The sequence below is a fragment of the Gilliamella sp. Choc5-1 genome (genome assembly GCF_001690595.1).
GTDB lineage: Bacteria > Pseudomonadota > Gammaproteobacteria > Enterobacterales > Orbaceae > Gilliamella > Gilliamella apicola_M.
This window is the reverse complement of sequence record NZ_LZHH01000124.1, coordinates 23383-44056: the sequence shown is the minus strand read 5'-3', so window position 1 is coordinate 44056 and position 20674 is coordinate 23383. Positions and strand designations below refer to the sequence as shown.

Below are 20674 nucleotides of genomic sequence, written 5' to 3'. Positions count from 1 at the left end.
AGCGGATTGTTTTAAGACATTTAATATCACGCATTCATTAAGCAAGAAAGGGTGTCCATATGACAATGCGGTAGCGGAAGCGACATTTAAAACAATTAAAACGGAATTTGTAAAAGGCCAACGTTTCAACTCAACGGCTGAGTTACAACGCGCTTTTTCGGCTTATGCTTATTGGTATAATCATAAACGATTACATTCTTCGTTAGGCTACTTGCCTCCCGTTGAATTTAAAAAACACTTACCCCTTAATTTTTTTGTTTGAAAATGTGTTGCCATTCCAGATTGATTTATCACCAATATAAGGAAATAAATGTAACTCTAACGATTCCCACGTTCTTTTTAAGGTGCTTTCAGTTAGTCCTTTGCCACTTTTAACTTTAAACCAATCAGCGGCTACCTTTTTAAAGGTGCTAGTAATTTCGTCATGCTTACGTTGTTCTTGTTCTGCTTTGTGCTCTTGAGGATCTCACCTTGCTTTATTAATTCTCGCGCTTCATCTCGTTGTTTTCGCGCTTGCTGTAGTGAAACTTCAGGATAACTACCGAAGCTAATTAATGCGCCCTTTTTGGTATATGGACGCGTATACTTAAAACGCCAGATTTTAGAATTATTCGATTTAACTAAGAGATACATACCACCGCCATCAAATAAAGAGTAATCTTTATCTCTTGGTTTGGCGGCTTTTATTTGGGTGTCTGTTAATGGATGTGTTTTCCTTGCCATAATTATTTTAGGTATACGATATATAGGTATATTGCGTCTGTATACCTAAGCATATACCTAAAAATTATGGTTGTAAATGTACCTTACTGATACTTAATGGGCAATAAAATAGACTTTAAGGCTTGTTATTACTGGGTTTGGTGTACTTTATAGGGTTTAAAAGAATGTTACTGATTATTGAATTGGTGGAGCCAAGGGGGATCGAACCCCTGACCTCAACGCTGCCAGCGTTGCGCTCTCCCAGCTGAGCTATGGCCCCAAATAGAATGGGATAAAACCGTGACTAATAATATGCAACTAAACAATAAGTGTCAATCAGTTCAGTACTATTTGTTTGAAAAATAGCCTAATAAAACTCTGCCAATCAATGGCAGAGTTAATATCATTAACGCAATATTGAAGGTTGATCTGCGCCTTCTGCTTCAATTTTAGGTGGCATAAAGTGTTCACGTTTTACGCCCAATTTAAGTGACATATACGCAGCCACATAAATTGATGAAATTGTTCCAAGCACAATACCAACACCTAGTGTTTCAGAAAAGCCTTTTAACATTGAACCACCAAAGATATACAGGATAATAACAACAACAAGTGTTGTGCCTGATGTCATTAATGTTCGATGCAATGTTTGTGTTAACGAGATGTTGATAACATCATAAGGGTCTGCGCGTCGAATCTTTCTAAAATTCTCACGAATTCGGTCGAAGACGACAATAGTATCGTTAAGTGAATAACCAATAATTGATAACATTGCAGCGATGATTGTTAAGTCTAATTCTCGCTCAAATAGTGATAAGTAACCTGCTGTAATGATGACATCATGCGCTAGGGCAACAACGGCACCCGTACCAAATCGCCATTCAAAACGAAAGGCAATATAGATTAAAATACACACTAATGCGGCACAAATTGCCAATATACCATCTTGAGCAAGTTCAGCGCCTACCGTTGGACCAACAAACTCAATACGTTTAATTTGTGCATTGGCATCAATATCTTTATGTATTAAGTTAGAAATTTTTGCACCTAATGCATTATCAATCGTAGATGAAATACTACCATCTTCTTGCTTATCTGAAGGTAATCTAATGATGATATCTTTACTGCTGCCGTAATACTGTACTATCGGTTCATGATAGCCTGCATTGCGTAAGCTGTTACGAAGGTCATCAAGGTTAACCACTTTTGTTACGGTGAGTTCTACTGTCGTACCGCCAGTGAAGTCTTGTCCTAGGTTAAAACCTTTAACAAAAATAACCACAAAAGAGGCTACCACTAATAACATTGAAATAACAAAAGCAATAAAGCCAAATTTTAAAAAGTCGAGGACTCTGCGACCATGATTAAGTTCTCTAACATCATGATTTTCTTTTTTATTAATAATCACAATAAACCTCTAAATTGATAACTTATTAACACGGCGTCCGCCATAAATAAGATTGGCTAATGCACGAGTACCAACAATTGATGTAAACATTGATGTTACAATACCGATGCCTAATGTAATGGCAAAGCCTTTAATTGAGCCTGTACCAACAGCATAAAGAATAACCGCTGTAATTAATGTGGTTAGGTTGGCGTCAAAAATACTGCTCCACGCCCCTGCATACCCTTCATTAATCGCATGTTGTACTCCTCGACCGTTGCTGAGCTCTTCTTTTATCCGTTCATTGATAAGTACATTAGCATCAACAGCCATACCAACGGTTAATACAATACCTGCAATACCTGGCATGCTGAGCGTTGCGCCAGGAAGTAAGGACATAACACCAACAATTAAAATTAAATTAGCAACCAGCGCAAGGCTTGCAAATAGACCAAATAGGCGATACATCACTAACATAAAGATAACTGAAACCGCTAATCCCCAAGCGCAAGATTCTAACCCTTGGGTTATGTTTTCTAGTCCCATTGATGGCCCAACAGTGCGTTCTTCAATAATTTGAATCGGCGCAATTAGAGCTCCTGCTCGCAATAATAACGATAAATTTTTAGCTTCATCAATACTGCCAATACCCGTTACCTGAAAACGGTCACTAAAAATACCTTGAATTGTTGCTACGTTGATAACACGTTCTTGCTTTTCAAGAATTGGTTTGTCGTTTTCATCACGTTTACCCGTGTCTTTATATTCAACAAATAAGGTTGCCATCGCTTTATTAAGATTCTTTTGGGTAAAATTCAACATTTTTTGACCGCCAGAGCCATCAAGCGTAATTGCAACTTCGGGTTGACCATATTGATTAGCACGATATGAAGAATCAGTTATATGATCTCCTGTTAATACAATACGCTTATAAAGTAGTACTGGGCGGCCACTTTCCATATATTGGATTTCAGAACCATAAGGAACACGCATGTCACCATTTAGGATGGCAGGCAAGTTAGGCGTACTTTCTTCATTAACTTGTCTAAATTCAAGTGTTGCTGTTGCTCCTAAAATACGTTTAGCTAATGCGGTGTCTTGTATACCCGGTAATTCAACAACTATGCGATCAGCACCTTGGCGTTGAACTATTGGTTCAGCAACACCCAACTGATTAACACGATTGCGTAAAATTGTCGTGTTTTGTTGTACAGCATCATTTTTGGCTTGTTGTAACCGTTGTTCACTAACATTAATTACAATAGCATTGTCACTTTGAGAAACAACTTTGAAATCTTGTATACCGTTGATCTTAGTGATGGCTTTATTGCGATCTTCAGTATTGTCAAATTGTATTATAATTTGATCATGACGGTCTTTGTTGATTGTTTTATAATTTAATTTACTAGTTGTAAATTCAGATTTTATGTTTTCAATAGATTGTTCAGTGAGCTTACTTAATGCTGTTGTCATATCAACTTCCATTAAGAAATGAACACCACCACGTAAATCAAGCCCTAGTTTCATAGGTTCAGCACCTAACATTGTAAGCCATGCGGGTGTTGCAGGTGCTAAATTTAATGCAACAATATATTCTTCACCTAACGCTTCAGATATAAGCTCTTTTGCTTTAAGCTGTGTATCGTTATCACTCACACGAATTAAAATCGATTTATTTTCATAAACTATTGATTTAAATTTGATATCATTATCAATCAAAATTTCTTTGACTTTATCTTGTGTAGTGACATTGATTTCAGCAGTAGTTGAGCCTGAAATTTGTATAGCAGGATCTTCACCATAAATATTTGGAAGTGCATAAAGTAGGCCGAGGCAAATGACAACGACCAACATAATGTATTTCCACAAAGGATAGCGGTTTAACACGACATATTCTCTTGTAGGATTAGGTAATTAATACAATGAATATAATAGATAAAACTCTATTATAGTGATTTCATTGTTCCTTTTGGTAAAACTGATGTGATAAAGTCACGTTTGATTACAATTTCAGTTGTATCATTTAATTCTAAAGCGATGTAACCATTGTCGTTAACTTTTGACACACGACCAACAATTCCACCACTGGTTAATACTTCATCACCTTTTGAAATTGACGCCATTAAATCACGATGTGCTTTGGCACGTTTTTGTTGTGGACGCATAATCATAAAATAGAAAAATAAACCAAACACAATCAGCATAATCATCGGAAAGTAATCACCACCTAGTTGATTACCATCTGCGGCATAAGCATTAGAGATTAAAAAGTCCATATAGGTCCTCTTGATTTAAATAAAATATTAAAGTTTGGAATTATAACACAATAAATAAGTCTATTATTAACTATTTCTTATCAAAAAGTTTTAGAAAAAATCATATTTAGCATAAAGTAAAGGTTTTAGCATTTTAATTAATATCTATCTGTTAATAACCTAATAAAGGTGAATAAATATTAATTATGTAGTTAAATATTGCGCCATACTAACTAAGTTAAATAACCATTTTGGATAAACTCCGCAAAGCATCGTTAGTAATGCACATAGTACGATAATTAATTCACTAATTCTAATATTAGTCCATTTCAATTTAATTGAAGAGCCAATTATCACTTGATCATCACGACTGATTGGCCTGATATAAAGATTGATAATTAAACGAGCATAAAAGTAAAGTCCTAATGAGCTGCCAATAACAATAGCAGCAACTAACCACCACAATTCAGCTGTTACACCTAATAACACCAGTAAAAATCGCCCAATGAATCCTGCAGTTAGTGGAACACCAGCTAAAGATAAAAAACCTACCCCCATAGCTAATGCTAGAATTGGCTTTCGCCAAAATAGCCCTGATAGGTCGATTTCATTTTCATGATCTTGAAGCTCATTAGAATGAGAATCTAAGCTGATTGCTCCTAAAATACAGATATTAGCTAAAATATATCCAATTAGGTAAACGCCAATGGTTTCTAATGCAAGTACTTGATATTGCACAGCAATGAGAGCTGTTAATAAATAACCAAAATGTGCTATTGATGAATAAGCAAGTAATCGCTTTAAGCTGCTTTGTATTAGCGCTAATAAATTACCCCACAAAATAGAGCAAAAAGCAACAATGACTAAAATAATACGGATGGTTTCATTGTTAACTATAGGCGCTAATAAAAATAGCCTTGCTATAGCACAAAAAACGGCAACTTTTCCGACTGTTGATAATAACAAAGCAACAACTGTTGGCGCACCTTGATAAACATCAGGCAACCAAAGTTGAAATGGAACGAGTGACAACTTAAAACCAATACCCACTAGCATTAAGCAAACACCTATCAATAATAATGTGCTTGGATAAGACATTGTTGAAAGTTGATAACTTAGCCCACTAAAAGTTAGCTCTCCTGTGGTTGCATAATAAAAGGCAATCCCCATCAATAAAAATACACTAGCAACAGCAGATAATATCATATACTTAACGGCTGCTTCTAATGAATGTGTTTGCGTATATTGATAACCAATTAATCCTACAAATGGAATTGATAACAATTCAATTCCAATAAAAAATGCAATCAAATGGCTTGAGTATACGAGTGTTACACCGCCTAATGCCATAAAAAGTAGAATTAAATAAAATAACCCGTGATGAGTTTGTTCTTGTTTAAACCAACGAAAAGAAAAACATGCAACAGCAATGGATATTATTAAAATTAAGCTGGTATAAAGTAATCCGTAGCCATCACAGGTAAATAGCGCTGTGATATGTCGAGCTTTCCATTCATCCATTGAAGATGCATCTATGTTTGAATTATCATCAATATTAGAATTAAAATTATCTGTGATACTTGTTGTACCTGTGTTTATGCTTACATCTGTATTTTGGGTCTCATTTGCATTATTGCTGTTATTATTATCAATACCTATGTTTTCGTTCTCATTTGGTGACTCAACTGATTCAGTAGGCACAGTATCAACAGCTATTGTTTTTTCGCTTGATGGATCAGTATTTTTTGTAGGATCTAAAGCTGGCACCGATATTTGCATATTATCATTACTGATATCAGTAATAACTTGAGTACTAAATGAAATTTTATAACCTACTGTTACAGCGCAGATCAAGGCACAGGTTAATCCACATATGGTTAAAATAGTACAATATTTGGTATTTATTTTTAGAATAAACAATGAGAATAACAAAGCAATGATGGCAAAACTTAATACAAAGATTGGTGATAAAGCTATCATAATTGATTATTCTCCACTCGCTCTGTGGCTATATATTGTTGGGTTTGATTCACGACAGAATAAGACATATCTAAGACCAGTTGAGGATACAAACCAATAAAAATAAGGACAACAAAAATGCTTGATAATAGTAAGAGATCTTTTTTTCTAAGCTTATGTTTTGTTGTATTTTCTTTATCAATAGAGCCATAAAAAATTGGCTGCATACGAACAATAAATGAAATAGATACCAATAATAAGCCAATGACTAATAAAATAGTATAAAAAGAGAAAGTATTATAACTACCAAGTAACATCATATAATTGCCAACAAAATTTGCCGTACCAGGAATACCTAATACAGCCAAAATAAAATATAAAGTAAACGAAGATAGGTAAGGTACTCGCTCTTTAAGCCCTACAAATTGGTTTATATTTCGTGTTGAATAACATTCAACTAATAATCCACTAATTATAAACATACCAACTATTGCTAAATTGATAGCTATCATTTGAATAACAACACCTTGATAAGCAATCATTGAGCCACTATAAATAATTGCTGTAACAAAGCTCATTAATGCAATATGAATATAAGCAATAAGTTTTTTAATATCAGTTTGATTAAATGCCAGTAAAGCTGCATAAACAATAGTAAGTACTGCAAAAACTAACATAACTGGCATAATTATGATTGATGCATTAGGAAATAGCGGTATTACAAAACGTAATAAACCAAATGCAGCTGTGTTAAGTAATAATCCACTAATCATCATTGACCCAGTTGTTGAGGATTCAATATGAGCTTGAATAAGCCAACTATGAAAAGGCACAAAAGGTATGCGTACAATAAAGGCTGCTAAAAAACCTAACATAAGTAAAAATTCAGTATTACTTGAGATAGGTGTTTTAGTTAATATTTGATAATCAAACGTCCAATGTCCTGTTAAGTTCCAATTAATCAAGGCTAATGAAACAATTGAGATTAGCATGAGTAAACTACTTAGTTGGGTGTAAATTAAAAATTTACTAGCACCATTAAAACGCAATTGTGAGCTTGAGTCCCGTCGCCCCCATAAAGAGATTAAAAAATAGATGGGAATTGCCACTGCTTCCCAAAATAAGAACATTAAAAATAAGTCAGTAATGACAAACAGCATTATGATGGCTGATGTCATAAATAATAAGCATAGGTAAAATAAGCCAAGATTATTTAGGTTTTCTTTACTAGAATAGACAATCGTCAATAGCACAATAAATAGGGTTGAGATGATAACAACCATAGATAGACCATCTAAAACAAGATGAAAATGAATACCTAGTAAAGGAATCCATTCTAGATTCACTTCTTTTATCCAATTTTCCCCTCGACTTAATGCATTTACGGCATCTATCCATAATATTATGGTCATTAATAATGTAAGACAAATAGTAATAAATGCCACAATGATTGGTAATTTTGACCAACTAGCTTGTACATTAACGGAAATGACTCCTCGTTGAAAACATACATGGCATAACCAACCAATAAATCCGCCTATTACAGGTAAAAAAACAAGCCATAATAACATGAATGATTACACCTTTATTAAATAAAAATCAGTAACATTAATATGATAATACTACCTATTACCATTGAAACCAAATACCATCGAATTTGCCCATTTTCTAGGTTAACGATAAATGAGTTCACTTTTTTGATTCCTCTCATTATCCAATCATCCCATAAAGCAAGAGGATCTTTTTTCAATAAACGGGCTAAATAGATATAAGGATTAACAAATAGCGTATGCAATAAATAGTTATAATGCCAATCACTATTACATAAACGTAAAAAAAACTTAAACATTGGTGCCTTTAGAACCTCTTGTACCTCGCTATTTGGATGAGCATATAAAATATAGGAGATAAGAAAGCTCAATAATATTACCGCAGCTAATAATAAGCGAAAATACGGTTGACCGTTAGTTTCAAGTTCAGCAATAGGAATAATACCTTGAACAGGTAAAGGGAAATAAATAAATATGGCTGTTGTAAAAACCACTAATATAAAGATTGGGTAATAACTTATCGGTTTAGTTTTAGCGAAATCAAAAATTTTTGGTTTGTGATGAAATACTATAAAAATTAAGCGCCAAATACTTAAACTAGATAGCAAAATACCTAATAATCCTATAGTTCCTGCCATTAATCGCTCTTTCGCCATTAATCCCCAAATAATATCCCCTTTGATATAAAATGATGCTGAAATCCATGGCATAGCACTTAGGGATAACATAATAAACAAAAATATTATATACAGTTTTGGGAATGATTTTATTAAGCCACCAAGTCTATTGATATTTCTTTCACCTTGACAATTTCTGATTAAAATTGCAGATGCAAAAATGAGTAAAGTACTTGTTACAGTATAATTAATTAAACAATTAAGTGATAAATTCCAATTTTGACAGGAAAAGGCATAAAATAAATAACTAATTTGTGCCAAATTGATATAAGTGACTATTCTTTTTATATCATTTTGTACTAAGGCTATTGAGCTGGCAAATAGTACAGTTAATGATGAAATGACAGTCATTATGGATAATGTATCGTTAGACATCATAAATAAATTGCTTAGCCTTAATATCAAATATACACCTGCAAATATGACTGTAGATGATTGCATTAAAGCTACTGCAGGCATTGGTGCTAATGTTGTTTCTGAAAACCATGAATGCATAGGGAATAGTGCTGACTTGCTCATTGCTCCAAGGAATAACATTAACGTTATCCAAAATATAATGTCTGAATCTACCGCCAAGTTATCATGCGCCCTAGTCAAAATATCACCAATGCTTAACGTTTCGGCGGTTTGATACAGTAAAAATATACCAATAATTAAAAAGATATCAGTTAAATGCATAATGATAAATGCCTTTACTGCTGCATAACCATTACGAGCCTGTTTATAGTAAATACCGATAAGCAAGTAAGTGCTTATACTTATACCCTCCCAACCAATTAACATTACAAATAAATTATCAACTAATATTATAGTTAAGATGCTAGCAATTAATAAATTACTGTAAGCGTAAAATGTGTAAATATCGTTTCTTAATGTTAAATAGCAGGCGGCAAAAAAGTAGATTAGAAAACCAAAGAATGAGATTAAAACTAAAAATATTAGTGATAATCCATCTAAGGTTAAAGAAATTGGCACAGTAAAATTATCTACAGAAAACCAATTCCATAATTGTCTAGTGTAAATTAAAGTGGTATCTGGTACTGTGTTTGAACTAAAATCAACACAACAAAATACTGCAATTAATGCAATGATTAGCATAGTAGTAACGCCAATAATCATCACGTTAATTGAGCGGATATACCTCCCAAAGCAAACCAATATTAAAAAAGAGATTATAGGAACAATAATAGTTAAATAAAGTAAATTCATCCTTTCATTTCGCTCAATGAATCAATATTAAAGATTTTTCGACGATAAAATAGTTTCATCATTAATGCAAGACCTACACAAACCTCTGCTAAAGCAGTTATTACCGCTAATATTGCAAGGACTTGCCCATCAGATTGCTGCCAATAGTTACTGGCAGCAAATAATGCGACTATTGCACCATTATTCATAATAATAAGACTAAGTAATAAAAAATAGAAATGTCGTCGGATCATTACTCCTAACAGGCCAATTACAAATAAAATAGAAGATAAAATGAGATAATGCATGAGTGGAATCATATTATTTCTCCGATATAAGCCTGTGCATAAAATGATAAGCAATCACGGCTGCACCCAATAATAAAAATATAGCTAATTCTGCTATCAAAAAATATGCGTATATAGACATTTCATGCATTAGTTCATGAGACTCTTTCAGTTCTAAATAGTTAGTATTTACTACACCATAGATAAGGGCGACTAGTAAAATAAAAGCTAAAATTAGTGGGCCTAACCAGATTTTAGGACTAATACCACGAGTTTTGTTTTCTACATTATCTACACTAATTTTCAAAATTGATGCGATAAGTAAAAATAGAGTTATTGAACCACCAACAAATAATAAGATATATAAAACAGCAGAAAAATATGTGTTGAGTAAAATAAATATTAATGCTGATGCAAAAAGTGAAATAATAAGGTATAAAATTGCTTTATCAATTCGTAAGCTGCTAATCGCTTTTACACTGGCAACGACAGCAATAATTGACGCAATATAAAAAACAGCGATCATTAAATAATCCAATGTATATTTATAATATTATTAGTATATACCCAAATGTTAGCAAGATACAGCATGTAAATATGGTGTGTATCTAAAATTAAAGTTTCCACTAGGTTCTATTGTTCTTTTTAATAGAAAAGCAATAATAGAAGGTATAAAGATGTTATTATAATATAATTGTGATAAAAATAATAATAACAATGCATTATACCTAAAACAATGTTAACAGATACTCACCGAAAAAAGCGACAAATCTTGGATAAATACCATCAAAACCAGTAAGTCACCTAAAAGTTTAAGCCTATTTCCTAAGTAAGCTAATTATTGTTACATTTTTTGGGGAGTAAATATTCCATAGTTATTACAAAGTTGTATGTAAAAGAAAATTATCCATTTATTTTTTAGTTATTTTATGACCAAAATTAATTCCTATTCTTTCAATGAAGTAGTAGGTAAAAATGCTAATTAACAATGTTATCAACATCGATACAAGGCTATTTAATAAAAAGTTTCCACTTTTCATTATTACACCATTTATTAAGAATAAAACAAGGCCATGTATTAAGTATAAACTGTAACTTAATTTTCCTAATGCTATGAAAATTTTTGATTTGAGTAAGCCAAATACACTGTTGTTGTTTGCAATAAGAATAAATATTAATCCTAATGCACTTTGAAATATTAATCCTGTATATCCAAATTGTAATTTAAATACAGTAAAGAGGAAAAAAATAAATATAAATAGTGAGGTAATAGGTGATTTGATAATACTTGATTTTAATGGAATTAAATAGTTATTAACAAATAGGCTTGCTAGCATTCCAAAGAAGAAGGGCAAAAATAATCTAATATCTTTTATTTTGCCGAAATTAAATAAAATAATTGTGATAGTTATTCCCAAAAAAACAAATAAAATTGCTGTTAATCGTGTTCGGGTGAATATACTTAAGATAGGTACACATGCGTAAAATTTCCATTCAATGGCTAATGTCCATAATACGCCAGCAACAACTAATGATGTAGGTATTAATGCCGATATGGTTTTTATATTTGATAGCCCAAATGTTGTCCATGATAAAAAAGCCTGGATTGCTTTTTTAAGTGTGGGAAACTCTGGAATCCCTGTTAAAAAAACCGTGATAAAAACGAGAGTTATTACTGAGTAATATAAAGGAGCGATTCTAAAAAAACGTTTAATAAAAAATTGGATTATATTTATTTTTCCTTTATTTCGAAGCAATTGATCAAAAAATAAGAATCCGGTTATCATGAAGAAAAAACTTACACCTATTCCACCTAAAGATAAAAAACCGATTGCAATTTGTTCATTTAAGTTTTTATCAAAAATTAAAAGTGGGGTATTATTAATCCAACCTCCATCCACAAAAAAATATCGCCATGATAATAATGAATGGGATATAAATACAAAAATAGCAGAGATTCCACGCAAACCGTCGATAGAAGTGTATTTATTATCATCTGTGCTTAAATTATCTTTTATACTTTTGGGTAATAACAATTTAAGTAAAGCAATAAATAAAAATGGACTTAAAATTATTGCTAATAAATCATAAAAATGGATAAAATCTTTCATTAAATTAAACCTTAATGATTTTTAAATCTGTACAAAATGTATAAATACTAAATTTTGATAGAATTGTTCATAATTAGTTAAGCGTAAGTACTTAACTATTTTTTAGTATCGAATATGATACAGGTTTTGGGTATATTATCTATAGGTATAATTAAATTTACTTAGTTAAATAGGATAAAAAAGCCTCATTTTTAAATTTTTTCCTATTCCTAATTAGGTAGATAATTGTGATATATGTTAATAAAATCAGAAAAAATAGCGTACAATGGTGCAATATTAATTATATGATAAATAGCTTGGGAATTTAGTATGGCAGGCAAATTTATTGTCATCGAAGGACTTGAAGGGGCGGGTAAAACGACTGCGATTAATGCCGCTGCCCAAATTTTAAATCAACACAATATTAACGATTTGCAATTTACTAGAGAGCCAGGAGGCACACCGATTGCTGAAGCATTACGCAATATAATTAAAAATGGTTTAGATAACGAACCGTTGACGGATAAGGCCGAATTGTTAATGCTATATGCAGCACGTATTCAACTGATTGATAATATCATAAAACCTGCACTTAAAGCCGGTAAATGGGTGATTGGTGACCGTCATGACCTATCAACACAGGCTTATCAAGGCGGTGGGCGTCGGTTAGATACAACTTTTATAACGACATTAAAACAACAAGTATTGGGTGATTTTAAACCTGATCTTACGTTATATTTAGATGTAGATCCTGAAATTGGCTTAATGCGCGCAAAAGCTAGAGGAAAGCTTGATCGTATTGAACAACAATCACTGCCATTTTTTGAACGAACTCGGCAGCACTATTTGGAACTTGCCAAGCAAGATAAGACTATTATAACCATTGATGCAGCTCAATCAATTGGCAATGTAACCAAACAAATTGAACAAATTTTAACAAAATGGTTAACAAAATAGGTTTAATATTCAATGATCTTAAATGACTATCCTTGGCTTTCACAACCTTATCAGCAATTAGCATCAGGAATTATAAACAAGCGTTCTCATCATGCTTTGCTAATTAATTATGTTCAAGGTAGTGGTGAAAACAAATTTATTTCAAAGCTCGCAAATCGTTTATTATGCCAATGTTCACAGCAATTAGAGGCGTGCTTAAGCTGTCATAGCTGTCAATTGTTTTTAGCTCATCATCATCCCGATTATTATGTAATAACTAATGAACAAGATAAATTGTCAATCGGGATTAATCAAATCCGTAATATATCTAGCAAAGTTTACGAAAAATCCCAACAAGGCGGTAATAAAGTCATTTGGATAAAACATGCTGGTTTAATGACCGAGGCTGCGGCCAATGCATTGCTTAAAACGTTAGAAGAGCCGCCACAAAATACCTATTTTATTTTAAGCGATGAACATAATAGTCAATTATTGCCAACAATTTATAGTCGTTGTTTTTCTTATTTTTTACCTGTTCCGAAATTGGAGCAGTCCATTAAGTGGTTAAAAAAAATACACAATCAGCAATGCAGTGATAATGAGCTTGCTTCGGCGTTATTATTGAGCGAAAATGCACCATTAAGAGCAGCTGTATTATTAGCACCAGAAAAGTGGCAAGAGCGAAAAGCATTTTGTGATCATCTATTAGATGCTATACCACAAAATAATTATTGGCAGTTGGCTAAAACCTTTAATAATGAAGACTTCATTGAACGAATCGTTTGGTTTTGTGCATTACTAAGCGATGCGCTAAAAGCAAAGCAGAAAGTAGGCCGCTTTATTGTTAATCGTGATCAAGTTTCTTTAGTTCGATTACTCGCAACTAAAAGTAATGAAAAACTTTGTGCACTTTATAATTTATGGTTGCAAGCAAGAAATCAGTTATTAACTGTTACTGGATTGAATAAGGAACTTATTATTTATAATGTGCTTGCTCAATCTGAATTAATTAGCGAAACGAAAAGTTAAAAAATTTATAATGGGTTTTGTTAAAAACTTTCAGGAAAGTATACCGTTAAGTAAAAAGGATTGCTGTGAGTTATTTATCTATTGAATTTGGTTTACTCTTTATTGCTTTTTTTGCCTTGTATTGGGGATGCTACCGATCACCTAAAATACAAAATATCCTACTTTTAGTAGCAAGCTATCTGGTTGTTGGTAGTTATAGCTGGCAGTTTTCGCTTATTCTTTTTATTTATACCTGTATGATTTATTTGTTTTCGGTGATGATTGTTGCATCGGAATATCATGCAAAACGATGGCTAGCTTTTGGGATATGTGTATCGGTCTTAAATCTTGCATTGTTTAAATATTTTGATTTCTTTCGTTACGAGTTGCAAGCTCTTCTTGATTTATTGAATGTGTCTGTTTCATTACCAGTTATGACCGTATTAATTCCTATTGGCATTTCATTTTATACATTTCATTCGGTAAGTTACTTAGTTTCAGTAAAAAAGAAAGAGCTTACGGTTGCTAAATTTTGGGATTTTGCGCTATTTTTGTCGTTTTTTCCTAGTGTTATTGCAGGTCCAATTAATCGTGCTAAAGACTTTTTACCGCAAATTAATGTGATTCAGCCTCGTCAAATTTTAGAACCATTTCGTGCATTTACATTAATTATTTTAGCAGTGACTAAGGTTTATTGTTTAGGTGGTTTAATTAGTGAATATTGGGTAACCCCCATATTTGCCAATCCATTAGAATTTAGTGTAATCGATTTATTAGTTGGACTTTATGCTTATGCAATACAAATTTATTTAAATTTTTCAGGTTACACTGATTTAGTTACAGGCATGGCTTTATTGTTAGGGTTTCGTCTACCAATTAATTTTAATTTACCATATTTAGCGTTGAATTTAAGAGACTTTTGGTCACGTTGGCATATTAGTTTATCAAGTTGGATTCGCGACTATATTTATATCCCTCTTGGTGGTAATCGCCGAGGTTTTACTCGAACTCAAATTAATGTCATTTTAGCTATGTTATTATCAGGATTATGGCATGGTGCAGGCCTTAATTTTATTATTTGGGGGGCATGTCACGGTATTGGTATTGTGGCACTTAATATAGGTGATCGCTATTTGGGTAAAAATTGGATAACGCTACGTTCACCAATAGTTGCTCGGTTATTAACATGGCATTATGTTTGTTTTACATGGCTCTTTTTTTATTGTGACAGTATGTCTGATGCATTGGATTATTTGACAGCATTATTGAATAGCTTTTGGATAGAGCCTCAATATGCAGGAGCTTTTTTGGTTATTGCTTTCATCTACTTTGCCTATCCAATATTTAAAAATTTTACTGCGTGGTTTATTATGCAGCTAAGCAAAATACCTCATTCATATTTACCATTGGTATTTATCTTCATTTTGTGGTTAGTAATTTATACAGCACCATCAGGTGTGCCAAACTTTATTTATGCTAATTTTTAATAATACTTAATATGATGATATCTAACAAAACGTTGTCAAAAAATCATAAAAAAAATAAATTGAATTTGAAACAGCAACGCTATAAAGAATTCAATAAAAATACGATTAAAAAAGAGCTTATAAAAAAAAAGAAAACAAAAAGAGCTCATGTTATTGCTAATGCTCCTTTATCCGCTTGTTATATATTTGTAATATTTTTTGTTACTGCCACTACATTAATAGCGATATATTACAAGTCAATATTGGTTTATTGCGAGCAAGCATATCATACTGATTTGTTTAATAGTAACACACTTGCAGTAGAAGAACTTTCAATACAAGAACTTGAAGAAAGCAAAAAATATGAGCAAGATACTCAAGAAGATGTAAATGTACAAATACTATCTTCATTGGCACAACCAATTGATGTTGCACTACCCGTTACTGAAAAGATAACATCTAACTCAGTAGTAACTGAAACTGAAGAGATAAAACCAAATAAAAAAATAGAAGTAGTAACAGGTTCCGAATTACAAATCACTCAAAGGGTAAATATAGAAAGTGGCGAAATAACCTCTGATCTTAAACCACATTCTGAACCTACTAATTATAATAAGTCCAAAACTGAGTTAATATTACAAGATGATCCTAAAAAAATACAAGAGGATACTGAGCAACCCCATGAGCTACTACCTATTATATTAACAAGTAATGATAAAGTGTTATTTGCTGGTGATTCTTTAATGCAAGGTGTAGCCCCATATGTTAAAAAAATGCTTTTCAAGCAATATAAAATAGAAAGCCTTGATTTAAGCAAACAGAGCACAGGGCTTGCTTATCCAAATGCTTTTAATTGGCCAAAAACAATTAATGAAAATTTAATTGCTGACCCTTCAATTAAACTACTTGTTATTTTTATTGGCGCTAATGATCCTTGGGATTTTCCTATTAAAGGCTATGCTAAATACGCTAAATTTAAATCTGCATTGTGGGAAGAACACTATCGTTTGCGTATTGAATCTATTTTAAATAGTGCTATAGAACATGAGGTTCAAGTGCTTTGGCTTGCAGCCCCTTGTATGCGTAAATCAAAATTAAACGATGGAATGGTTTACTTAAATAATTTATATGAATCTGAAATAGAAAAAGTCCAACAACATTTTTTATCAACAAACGAATTATTGGGTTGTACCTACGAAAAATTTAGCAATTTTACAAAAAGTGATAAAGCAAAAATTAAAGTAAGGGTTGATGATGGGATTCATTTTACACCAATTGGCCAGAAGATTTTGGCAAAGGCCATTATGGAGCAAATAATTTATAAAGAATTAGAGGATACCCATAGTGATTAAATTTTTAAAATATATTGCAGTCATAATAGTAATAACAATTACTGTTGGATGTAATGTAGCTGAAAGTAAAACTACTACTGCATCAGCGATAGTTGATTTTGGTGATCCTAATGCAAAACAATTTGCAACACGTTTAAAATCATTAGCGGATAAAAAAAAGGCTAATCAAGTGATTAATATTACTCAATTTGGTGATTCACATTCTGCAGCTGATTTTTTTACTGGCGAATTTAGAACATTAATGCAACAAAAATACGGTAATGCAGGCATTGGTTGGGTAACACCTGTAGCAATAAAAGGGCAAAACCATGCCGCTGTTACATGGCGAACTAAAAACTGGGATGTATTAAGTAGCCGGACTTTAAGTAATTTAGATTTTCCTATGGGTGGCTTCATTGCTAAACCAAGTAAAGATTTGGCCACTATCCAAATTATTCCAAGGACATCTAATAGTAAATATTGGCAAGTTACGTTAACTTTTAAAACACTTAAAAATAACTCAAGTTCGCTCGCAATTTATGATAACAGTGATAAAAAAATTAGTTTTAATTACAAATCAACTCCAAATGTTTGGCAAACAGCTTCGATTGTGTCGAAAATGCCTTTTGTAATAAAAAGTCAAAAAGATATAGAGCTAGGAGGAATTTGGTTAACTCGCTATAAACAATCAGGCGTTATTGTTTCATCGATTGCCACTAATGGTGCTAAACAGACAATTTGGCAGAAATGGGGGAAAAATTGGTTTAAAGAACTAGCCTTATCGCAAAGTGATCTTGTCATTCTTGAATATGGAACAAATGAAAGTTTTGATGAAACATTAGACGCTAGTCAATATAAAAAAAACTTAGTGAATAATATCAGACTGATTCGCAAAACATTACCTAATGCTACCATTTTAATAATGACGCCTCCAGACACTATGGTAAATGGAAATGATATACCCAAATCTTTTGCAAAAATAATGAATATTCAAAAACAAGTCGCTAAATCTGAAAAAACCCTATTTTGGGATTGGCAAGTAGCGATGGGGGGTAAGTTTTCAATTAAACAGTGGCAACAACAAGGGTTTGCCCGTCCAGATTTAGTTCATCAAACCATAAAAGGTTATAAAGAAAGTGCTCGTATTTTTTATGCTGATTTGAACGAATTTATTAGAAAAAATAGCTAAAACTTTTGATTAAAAGGAATACATAAGTCATGGTATCACCAATTATTGTTGCAGTTGATTTTGCGGATCTTAAATTAGCATGGAATTTTATTGATCGAGTCGATCCTAAAGATTGTCGACTTAAAATCGGTAAAGAGCTTTTTACACATGCTGGCCCTGGTTTTATCAAGCAGATTATGCAAAAAGGATTTGATGTCTTTTTAGATCTTAAATTCCATGATATACCTAATACCGTTGCAAAAGCAATTGCAGCTACAGCCGATCTGGGTGTTTGGATGACCAATGTACATGCTAGTGGTGGTTCGCGAATGATGACAGCAGCTAAAGATGCGCTTTATTCATATGGTAAAGATGCGCCAATTTTAATTGCAGTAACTGTATTAACTAGCATGGAATCAACAGATCTTCAAGAAATTGGTATTAATGTATCGCCCTTAGAACAAGCCACTAGATTAGCAATACTAGCTAAAAACTGTGGGCTTGATGGAGTGGTTTGTTCAGCTAAAGAAGTACAAAGTTTTAAAATACGGTTAGGCAGTGATTTTAAATTAGTGACACCAGGCATTAGACCTGCTGGTACTAATCCAGATGATCAGCGTCGAATTATGACTCCTCAGCGAGCTCAAGCTGCAGGCTCTGATTATTTAGTTATTGGACGTCCAGTAACTCAAGCAGAAGATCCCGCTAAAGCGCTACAAACAATTTTAGCAACACTTGAACCAAGTAAGAGTTAAAGACATGATGTCAGAAAATTTACTTGTCTATTCAACCGATAAAGGTCGCATAAAACCTAGTCAATCAGTGGTACCACGCCCTAAAGGGGACGGAATTATTCGAATCCAACGACAAACCTCAGGTCGTAAAGGTAAAGGCGTTTGTGTTATTACGGGATTTGATATGAATGATGCTCAATTATTACAGCTAGCTACCGAATTAAAAAAACGTTGTGGTTGTGGTGGAGCGGTTAAAGATGGTGCTATTGAAATTCAGGGGGATAAACGTGAGTTATTAAAATCCTTGCTAGAAAGTAAAGGATTTAAAGTAAAACTAGCTGGCGGATAATATTATTTCATAAAAATAGCGTCCTTAATAAACTAGACGCTATTTATAATACAATAGATTTTAACTAGATCGATAACTACGCATTTTTTTGCTAATTTCACGGCGTTCTTTAGAGATTTCAGCATTTTTGATAATATAATCATCAACACGATCATCATAATCACTTTTCATATTAGCAATAATGGCTTGAAGTTCTTCATAAGTCATATCTGGTTTAATATATTCACTTAAGTTTTCAAGTAAAAGTACGCGTTTTTGGTTATCACGAATTTTTTTCTCGTTGTCTGATATTTCACGCTTTAATTTATTTAAACGACGTGATAGACGAATATATTCTAATACATCTTGAAATGATGATGCGCTTGCTTTTTCCTTGTCCATCTATAACCCCTTATCTTAAAAAATGGAAAAATAAACTTTTACCAATTATATACTAATAATTTTTTTAGGTCATATTAATTATATTTTTAAACTATAGATGATATTTCTCGTATCCGGCATTTTGTGTTAACTGTTTAAAATTGGATTTTAAACACAGCCCTTTACTTGAAATTTTTTATTTAGGTATTATAGATTTTTGCAAAGTTGATTTACAAAATAAGATAAAAATAAAAACAACTATTAAGAATTGATTCAAAGTATTGTACAATAGCTCCAAATTTGTAAAGAGTGCCAGAATGAGAGAATCATAATGAGCTGGATTGAAAAAATTCTTAGTAAAAATAATATATCGTCAGATCATAAAAAGGCGAATATTCCTGGTGGTGTTTGGACAAAATGTAGTAATTGTGAACAAGTTATCTATCAAGCTGAACTTGATCTTAATTTAGAGGTTTGTCCAAAATGTGACCATCACATGCATATTCCTGCCCGTGTGCGTTTATACCGTTTTTTAGATGAAGGTTCAGATGTCGAAATTGGCACAGACCTTATGCCTAAAGATATCTTAAAATTTAAAGATACTAAAAAATATAAAGATCGCTTAACCGCGGCACAAAAAGATACCCATGAAAAAGAAGCAATGGTTGTCATGAAAGGGACATTGCTTGGCGTACCTGTTGTTGTAGCTTGTTTTGAATTTGCGTTTATTGGTGGTTCAATGTCTTCTGTTGTTGGAGCTTTATTTACACGAGCAGCAGAGCAAGCTATTGAGGATAAATGCCCTTTAATCTGTTTTTCAACAAGCGGTGGTGCGCGAATGCAAGAAGCATTATTTTCATTAATGCAAATGGCAAAAACCAGTGCTATTTTAGCTAAAATGCAAGATGAGGGTTTACCGTATATTTCTGTCATGACCGATCCCACAATGGGGGGAGTATCAGCAAGTTTAGCAATGTTAGGTGATATTAATATAGCTGAACCTAAAGCGTTAATTGGTTTTGCAGGCCCACGAGTGATTCAGCAAACTGTTCGTGAAACGTTGCCAGAAGGGTTTCAACGCAGTGAGTTTTTACTCGAAAAAGGCGCAATTGATATGATCATTCATCGCAAAGAAATGCGACCTAAAATTGCGAGTTTAATAGCTAAACTAATGAACTTACCCGATCCATTTAATAATGTTGCTCTTAACGAGACAGTTTAATCGAG

At 32.7% G+C, this 20674-nt stretch carries 20 protein-coding genes and 1 tRNA gene; 9 read left to right on the top strand and 12 right to left on the bottom strand.

Annotated features, from left to right (window positions below):
• The coding region (locus A9G35_RS12735; protein ID WP_141672645.1) for an integrase core domain-containing protein at window positions 1-262 on the top strand (262 nt) is incomplete at its 5' end.
• Window positions 263-393: 131 nt separating this feature from the next.
• Here A9G35_RS12735 and A9G35_RS12730 read toward each other — a convergent pair.
• The 11 genes from A9G35_RS12730 to A9G35_RS12680 form a co-directional block, all read right to left on the bottom strand.
• A complete protein-coding gene (locus A9G35_RS12730) occupies window positions 394-723 on the bottom strand; it encodes an integrase arm-type DNA-binding domain-containing protein (RefSeq protein ID WP_065637193.1) in 330 nt (109 codons plus the stop codon).
• Between the two features lie 183 nt (window positions 724-906).
• Window positions 907-982 (bottom strand) — tRNA-Ala (locus A9G35_RS12725).
• Between the two features lie 126 nt (window positions 983-1108).
• On the bottom strand, window positions 1109-2104 hold the full coding sequence (secF, locus tag A9G35_RS12720; RefSeq protein WP_065637196.1) for a protein translocase subunit SecF: 996 nt from the start codon (window positions 2102-2104) through the stop codon (window positions 1109-1111).
• 15 nt (window positions 2105-2119) lie between these two features.
• The gene (gene secD, locus A9G35_RS12715) at window positions 2120-3976 is read right to left on the bottom strand and encodes a protein translocase subunit SecD (protein WP_081300237.1); all 1857 of its coding nucleotides are present in this window, start codon (window positions 3974-3976) and stop codon (window positions 2120-2122) included.
• Between the two features lie 59 nt (window positions 3977-4035).
• Window positions 4036-4365, bottom strand: coding sequence for a preprotein translocase subunit YajC (yajC, locus tag A9G35_RS12710; RefSeq protein WP_065637191.1), 330 nt, complete (start codon window positions 4363-4365; stop codon window positions 4036-4038).
• Between the two features lie 183 nt (window positions 4366-4548).
• A complete protein-coding gene (locus tag A9G35_RS12705; protein WP_065637190.1) occupies window positions 4549-6324 on the bottom strand; it encodes an NADH-quinone oxidoreductase subunit N in 1776 nt (591 codons plus the stop codon).
• Window positions 6321-7874, bottom strand: coding sequence for a complex I subunit 4 family protein (locus A9G35_RS12700; RefSeq protein WP_081300235.1), 1554 nt, complete (start codon window positions 7872-7874; stop codon window positions 6321-6323). Before A9G35_RS12700 ends, A9G35_RS12705 begins: the two co-directional genes overlap by 4 nt.
• A gap of 17 nt (window positions 7875-7891) precedes the next feature.
• Complete coding sequence (locus A9G35_RS12695; RefSeq protein WP_176701440.1) at window positions 7892-9628, bottom strand: NADH-quinone oxidoreductase subunit 5 family protein; 1737 nt, start codon at window positions 9626-9628, stop codon at window positions 7892-7894.
• A gap of 107 nt (window positions 9629-9735) precedes the next feature.
• Window positions 9736-10038 carry an NADH-quinone oxidoreductase subunit NuoK gene (gene nuoK / locus A9G35_RS12690; protein WP_065637188.1) on the bottom strand — a complete coding sequence of 101 codons (303 nt, stop codon included), beginning with the start codon at window positions 10036-10038 and terminating at the stop codon, window positions 9736-9738.
• Between the two features lies 1 nt (window position 10039).
• A complete protein-coding gene (locus A9G35_RS12685) occupies window positions 10040-10531 on the bottom strand; it encodes an NADH-quinone oxidoreductase subunit J (protein ID WP_065637187.1) in 492 nt (163 codons plus the stop codon).
• Window positions 10532-10916: 385 nt separating this feature from the next.
• Window positions 10917-12116 carry an acyltransferase family protein gene (locus A9G35_RS12680; protein WP_065637186.1) on the bottom strand — a complete coding sequence of 400 codons (1200 nt, stop codon included), beginning with the start codon at window positions 12114-12116 and terminating at the stop codon, window positions 10917-10919.
• Window positions 12117-12425: 309 nt separating this feature from the next.
• On the opposite strand from A9G35_RS12680, the gene tmk reads away from it, so the two are divergent.
• From tmk to yciH, 7 genes are all read left to right on the top strand, one after another.
• Window positions 12426-13052 carry a dTMP kinase gene (tmk, locus tag A9G35_RS12675; protein WP_065637185.1) on the top strand — a complete coding sequence of 209 codons (627 nt, stop codon included), beginning with the start codon at window positions 12426-12428 and terminating at the stop codon, window positions 13050-13052.
• Between the two features lie 12 nt (window positions 13053-13064).
• Window positions 13065-14060 (top strand): DNA polymerase III subunit delta', encoded by a 996-nt coding sequence (gene holB, locus A9G35_RS12670; RefSeq protein ID WP_065637184.1) that lies wholly within the window; start codon window positions 13065-13067, stop codon window positions 14058-14060.
• 65 nt (window positions 14061-14125) lie between these two features.
• Complete coding sequence (locus A9G35_RS12665; protein ID WP_065637183.1) at window positions 14126-15526, top strand: MBOAT family O-acyltransferase; 1401 nt, start codon at window positions 14126-14128, stop codon at window positions 15524-15526.
• 11 nt (window positions 15527-15537) lie between these two features.
• A complete protein-coding gene (locus A9G35_RS12660; RefSeq protein WP_065637182.1) occupies window positions 15538-16857 on the top strand; it encodes an SGNH/GDSL hydrolase family protein in 1320 nt (439 codons plus the stop codon).
• Entirely contained in the window at window positions 16850-18025 is a 1176-nt protein-coding gene (locus tag A9G35_RS12655) for a GDSL-type esterase/lipase family protein (protein WP_065637181.1), read from the top strand. The genes A9G35_RS12660 and A9G35_RS12655 overlap by 8 nt, the downstream gene beginning before the upstream one ends.
• A 29-nt stretch (window positions 18026-18054) precedes the next feature.
• Entirely contained in the window at window positions 18055-18759 is a 705-nt protein-coding gene (pyrF, locus tag A9G35_RS12650) for an orotidine-5'-phosphate decarboxylase (protein WP_065637180.1), read from the top strand.
• 7 nt (window positions 18760-18766) lie between these two features.
• Window positions 18767-19087, top strand: a complete 321-nt coding sequence (gene yciH / locus A9G35_RS12645) for a stress response translation initiation inhibitor YciH (protein ID WP_442903184.1) — start codon at window positions 18767-18769, stop codon at window positions 19085-19087.
• Between the two features lie 60 nt (window positions 19088-19147).
• Here the strand turns inward: yciH and tmaR are convergent, their stop codons facing one another.
• Window positions 19148-19468: a PTS system regulator TmaR gene (gene tmaR / locus A9G35_RS12640; RefSeq protein ID WP_065637178.1), complete on the bottom strand. Its 321-nt coding sequence runs from the start codon at window positions 19466-19468 to the stop codon at window positions 19148-19150.
• 310 nt (window positions 19469-19778) lie between these two features.
• On the opposite strand from tmaR, the gene accD reads away from it, so the two are divergent.
• Window positions 19779-20669, top strand: a complete 891-nt coding sequence (accD, locus tag A9G35_RS12635; RefSeq protein WP_065637177.1) for an acetyl-CoA carboxylase, carboxyltransferase subunit beta — start codon at window positions 19779-19781, stop codon at window positions 20667-20669.
• Window positions 20670-20674 lie beyond the last annotated feature (5 nt).